Annotated in this window: 2 protein-coding genes; both read left to right on the top strand. The window is 42.9% G+C overall.

Going from position 1 to position 2,473, the window contains the following annotated elements; all coding sequences use genetic code 11:
- Nucleotides 1-52: 52 nt before the first annotated feature.
- Complete coding sequence (istA, locus tag C8N47_RS18545; protein WP_107824066.1) at nt 53-1,660, top strand: IS21 family transposase; 1,608 nt, start codon at nt 53-55, stop codon at nt 1,658-1,660.
- Nucleotides 1,657-2,406 carry an IS21-like element helper ATPase IstB gene (istB, locus tag C8N47_RS18550; RefSeq protein ID WP_107824067.1) on the top strand — a complete coding sequence of 250 codons (750 nt, stop codon included), beginning with the start codon at nt 1,657-1,659 and terminating at the stop codon, nt 2,404-2,406. Before istA ends, istB begins: the two co-directional genes overlap by 4 nt.
- The last annotated feature ends 67 nt before the right edge of the window (nt 2,407-2,473 follow it).

Here is a 2,473-nt window from a genome sequence, read left to right on the forward strand (position 1 = left end):
TGTAATCAGCAACTTTGAAGTGTCAACTTTTCGCAATTGAAAAGTACCAGTTATGGAAGAAAAAAACCTTCATCTTAAAGGTGACAAAACCGATAAAAAGATGAAGGCATATAAACACCTAAAGAAGGCACTTATGTGGCACAAAGTTAAAGAATTATGGTCGAAAGGGTTAAACAAGAGCCAAATTTCTCAAGAAGTTGGTATTCACCGAAAGACCGTTCGTCATTACCTGGAAATGGACGAAAAAGAGTTTTATAACTGGATCGGCAAGAGAAAAAATCTTCCCCCCAAGTTGCATGGATACTATGATTTTGTGAAAGAACATTTAGAAAATCATCCCTATTTATCGGCCTCTCAGATAGAAGACCGGCTAAAGGAACGCTATCCAGATTTTCCGGAGGTCCACTCCAAAACGGTTTATAATTTTGTGCAATCAATACGATCGGCACATCAAATAGCCAAACCGAAAAACAAGCATGTCCGCGTGTTCGAAAAACGTGAAGAAACAGCTTATGGCGAAGAGGCTCAGGTTGATTTTGGCGTTTACAACCTAGCCAAACAAGGAGGAGGCCAGCAAAAGGTATGGGTATTTGCGATGGTTTTAAGCCGTTCGCGCCAAAAGTTTGTACATCTTCAAACCAGCCCTTTTACAACGGCTACCTCTATTTATGCCCATCAGCTAGCCTTCGAATATTTTCAGGGAGTTCCCCGTCATATCGTTTACGACCAGGACAGGGTGTTTATGGTCGATGAAAACTATGGCGATCTGATCTTAACCAGTGATTTTCAACATTACGTACAAAATGAAAGTTTTGAAGTGGTATTTTGCCGCAAGGCCGATCCCCAAACGAAAGGCAAAATAGAGAATGTGATCAAATATGTGAAGTATAATTTTTTACGGGGTCGTGAATTTACCAACATCGCAGGGTTGAACCAATCCGCATCAGACTGGCTAAAACGTACCGGCAACAGGAAGAAACACTCAACCACGCGCCTTGTTCCCCATCATGAATGGCTTAAAGAAAAGGAATATTTGTTACCGATCAAAAACCTATTGAAAGAACCAGAGGTTGCATCCAGTAAACCCTATACCGTTTTAAAAGACCACACCATTTCCTACAAAGGCAATTTTTACAGCCTTCCAGTTGGAACCTACAAGGGTGAAAACACCCAAGTACTTGTCAGCCATGAAGACGGAAAGCTGGTGGTCCGAAGCCTTGAAAAAGCGCATATTGCCTCACATACCATCAGCATCTTGAAAGGGAAATACATTCGGAATAGGGACCATGCAAGGGATAAGGCTTCGGGCATTGAAGAAAAGATGGTGCTGGCCATCGACAAATTAGGCAATACCGATAAAGCGAAAGAATTTATCGAAGGCATACGCAATGACAAGCCCCGTTACCTGAACGATAACCTGAGGCTAATCCTGTCCAAAACAGGAAATCAGGATACCGAAGTTGTTTCAAAGGCAATCGATTATTGCCTTGAAAACAGTTATTACAATGCCCTAAAATTTACCGAGCTGATTGCCTACTTTAAAAAGGAAAAGGAACCGGCATTAGTTATCAGTCACAGGAAACCACAAGTTCCACAACAAGCCAACACGACACCGGCAACCAGTAAAATCAATACTTACGAAAAAATCATACAACAATGAAAGAGATTGAAAAAATACGTCAATACGCCGATTCATTGCGGTTGACTCTTTTAAAGAACCACCCCGAATCACTGATCCATGAAGCCCAGATCGATAATCCGGGCTACCTGGGGTTTACATTGAACCTGCTTGAACGGGAAATCAAACAACGCCAGAAAACAGACCTTGAACGCCGTTTAACACTGGCCCGCCTGCCAAAGGACAACGACCTTGCACAATACGACTTCAACCACTCCAACGGCATCAGCAAGCCACAACTAAAGGAGCTTCGAGAGCTGCTGTGGCTGGACCAAAACTACAACCTGATCCTGATGGGGCCATCGGGAACGGGAAAAACATACATCGCATCCGGGCTGGTCCACGATGCGGTTAAAGCCGGGTACAAAGCCTATTTTAAAACCATGGAGGAACTGTTGACAATACTGCGCATGAAAGAGATGACCGGATCGGCCATGAATGCTTACAACCGCCTGCTCAAAGCAAACCTGATCGCCATCGACGACATCATGCTCTTCCCGATGAAGAAGAATGAAGCGGTAGCGTTTTTTAACATGGTCAACCATCTGCACGAGAAATGTTCCATCATTGTTACCACCAACAAATCACCCAAACAATGGGCCGAAACACTCGATGATGAAGTCCTGGCAACGGCTCTCTTGGATCGTCTGCTTTATCGTTGTGAGGTAATTAAATTAGATGGGAACAGCTACCGGATGGAAAACAGAAAGTCAATATTTAATCAATAAATTTTTCACCCTAAACTGGCACTTTATCGTTGCGAAAAAATGGTACTTTTTTATTTGCTATTTACAT

It is taken from the genome of Mangrovibacterium marinum (assembly GCF_003046625.1).
GTDB classification, from domain to species: Bacteria; Bacteroidota; Bacteroidia; order Bacteroidales; family Prolixibacteraceae; genus Mangrovibacterium; species Mangrovibacterium marinum.

Excerpts from the sequence above, each read along its gene's own strand:
- istA (WP_107824066.1), top strand. The coding sequence starts at position 53 with ATGGAAGAAAAAAACCTTCATCTTAAAGGTGACAAAACCGATAAAAAG.
- istB (WP_107824067.1), top strand. The coding sequence starts at position 1,657 with ATGAAAGAGATTGAAAAAATACGTCAATACGCCGATTCATTGCGGTTG.